The organism is Tateyamaria sp. syn59, assembly GCF_007995245.1.
Taxonomy (GTDB): Bacteria; Pseudomonadota; Alphaproteobacteria; order Rhodobacterales; family Rhodobacteraceae; genus Tateyamaria.
Genome location: NZ_VCBA01000029.1, coordinates 6,530 through 9,139, shown reverse-complemented (window position 1 = coordinate 9,139; position 2,610 = coordinate 6,530). Strand labels below are relative to the sequence as shown.

General features: G+C 62.0%; 2 protein-coding genes. Both read left to right on the top strand.

Annotation, left to right across the window (positions count from 1 at the left end; all coding sequences use genetic code 11):
- Positions 1-1,564: 1,564 nt before the first annotated feature.
- The gene (locus FD715_RS21835; protein WP_147115219.1) at positions 1,565-1,927 is read left to right on the top strand and encodes a hypothetical protein; all 363 of its coding nucleotides are present in this window, start codon (positions 1,565-1,567) and stop codon (positions 1,925-1,927) included.
- Positions 1,928-2,248: 321 nt separating this feature from the next.
- The coding region (locus FD715_RS22650) for a hypothetical protein (RefSeq protein WP_189799606.1) at positions 2,249-2,610 on the top strand (362 nt) is incomplete at its 3' end.

Genomic DNA, 2,610 nt, shown 5'->3' with positions numbered 1-2,610 from the left:
CCACAGTTGATGTTCCTGCCCAAATTCCACCCGATTTCTTGCCTAAATGGGCCGGGAAGGGGGCGAGGGGACAATAGGTCCGAATCGATCCGGTATATGCGCGACGAGGCGGTCTTGTGATTCGTAGGCGGAGCGTGGTCGGAATGCCTTCTTGGAAGCCGCTGTCCTGCCTTTCCCGGCCAGCCTCGAGATGATCGGATATCGCGCCTGTAGTGCTTCGCTCCACTTTAAGGACTGGAATGCCGGTTTCCCGCTCCCACCGTCGTCAAAGGAGGCGGGTAGCTCTCGGCCGACAAGCGGGCATTCGCGACGGTTCGATCCGTGGCATGGTCTCAGGTGAGAGCCCACAGCGCTATCCATCGGACCCAAACCGGCTACGCTGCGACGGCCATTTCCTGAGGGCCCTGACGTTGATGAACCGCCCGTTGACGAACGCTCGGCGAATGCGCCCGTGCTTCACGCGGAGGCGCCGCTGCTTGCAGAGGGGGGCACGGACCATTCGCACATCACCGTGCGCCTTGGCGCCGGGATGACAAATCGAAAGGCAACGCAGCAGCCTTGGATCTCCGACTGTCTCCATGGCCGGCAAATCAATGTCCGGCCTTCGCCCCGCAGGGGCGCATCAATGCTTCGAGTTGTCCTTGCCCCCCTGATCGCTGCAGCTGCCAATTCGATCTAGCGACACGGGACGGGGCGCCCTGTCCCCGGGGCCGCGCGATCCGGTCCGAGAAGGGGTCTTGGCGGCATTCGCCCGGAGTGGCTTGAACATGACGGCTGTCGAAGCAGGTTCGAAACCTGACTCGAGGATTGTCTTCAAAATTTATCAGCGCCTTACGTGCATGGGTGGCGCGATCTTGAAGAATATCGCCTCGATCCGTTTTCCGGTTTTACGCTCCGAACAGACCTCCTGGTTACCGGGTGAAACGCCCGGCCGGGAGCAACCGTCACGGGCTCCCGTTCAACCCCACAGGTGCAGAGCACAACATGCCGAGCTGGCGCGAAAACAGGATCACCATCACGACCGAGACCGAGGAAGAGATGGCGGAGGTTCTCGCCACCCTGAGGGGGCCGAACGGGCCCTTCGATTTTGAGGCGATCCGCCCGGCTCCCGTCGTGCTCGAGCATGGTGTCAGCGGGCGCCGCAGCTTCGAGGTGGCGGCCGGACCGTCACCGTCGAACGCTGGCTCGAGCGCCGCGATGGGGAGGGCGTCGTCCTCAAGGCCCGGCCCTTTACCGCGGCGGAGATCGCGGAATTCAGGGCCCAGCCGCACGCGACCCTCTACGACTGACGGTGTGCGGAATGGGGCTGCAAATGGCCCGCGCAGGATGTCGTCCTCAATGACGACGGGGAGAATACGTCGCTTCAGTTCGACACGCCGTAGGATCCGCCCACCGGGATCGTCAAGGCACTGCGAGAGCGCTTTCCCGACGTTCAGATCTCCGCCTTCTTCGACACCCCCGACCTGTGAAGTGGCCGGTTACTACTGATGGCGGCCCGCGGCGGGTCTGGCCGACCGGTCCTGCCGTCCTTCCCCTGCTCCAGTCTCTAGAAAGGAAAACCCCAATGGGTCTCCACACCGGCTTCCTTACTCTCGGCGCAAAGACCGAGATCGCCTACCTGCGCAATCACCGGGATTTCAGCAACCTGTTCTTCGAACAGGATCCCAAGCCCCACTGGGCAGGCTACACTGACTTTCTCGTCGACACTTCGATGATCGACATCGTGGCGGCACGATTGCCGCTCGAGGCAGCTTGCGTGGTGCGCGCAGAAGCTAGGATGCCGGAAGCCGTCTTCGAGGACATCTGCTGGACGGGCGAGGAGCACCAGACCCTTACAGGTCTCCTGCCGGCCTACAGGCGGGTAATCCGGCGCTTGCGCAACGCGGCCGCCGACCCGTTCCCTCTTCTGTGCGTCTGGTCAGCGTAAGCGGGTCTCCATGACGAGGCGGGCAACGAGCGTTCCAAATCGAATGCTCGCCTATCGTCCCCTCCGCGACCGTCCCTGCGCGTCCGTTCCAGCGAAGGGCCGCAAGGAGAGGGTCTTGGCGACGATGGTCAGAAACGTCCCTCATCTCACCTCCTTCGGGAGGAGGGGAATCTGTCGCGATACGAGACGATGGCAATATCGTCTCAACCGTCACTTTGTCTCACCCTTGTTGGAAAACGGTATGCCCCTTCGCGGAGGATCTCACCCATCCTTCCATGGCGTGAGGCCCGCCGCTTCACACCGCAAACGATAGGAAATGGCATGGGCTCGCGTGACCAGAAGCGTCGAAAAGCTGAGCAGTCGATCGATCAACTCATGATGCTGCGGATCGCCCCGATGGTGAAGGTTCATGCCCAACCCTTCGACTGTGCTCGCCAGGACCTGCAGGAAATCCAGTTCCCGCTGCCCTTCAAGGTCAAAGCCCCTGCTCATGGCACGGTGGGTCTTAGAAATGAGCCGGCGCAATCGCGCGGGCGCGAATGGTTTCACGCCACAGGGGCGAAGCTGATACTGGACATCGTTGATGGTAAAAAGCACGGAGGCGATGAAGGGCGCAATATCGGCTTGGTTGTCCCGGAGCAGGCTCGCATCGCTCAACAGGCAACGCGGATCGTCCTGAGGCA

Excerpts from the sequence above, each read along its gene's own strand:
- FD715_RS21835 (WP_147115219.1), top strand. The coding sequence starts at position 1,565 with ATGGGTCTCCACACCGGCTTCCTTACTCTCGGCGCAAAGACCGAGATC.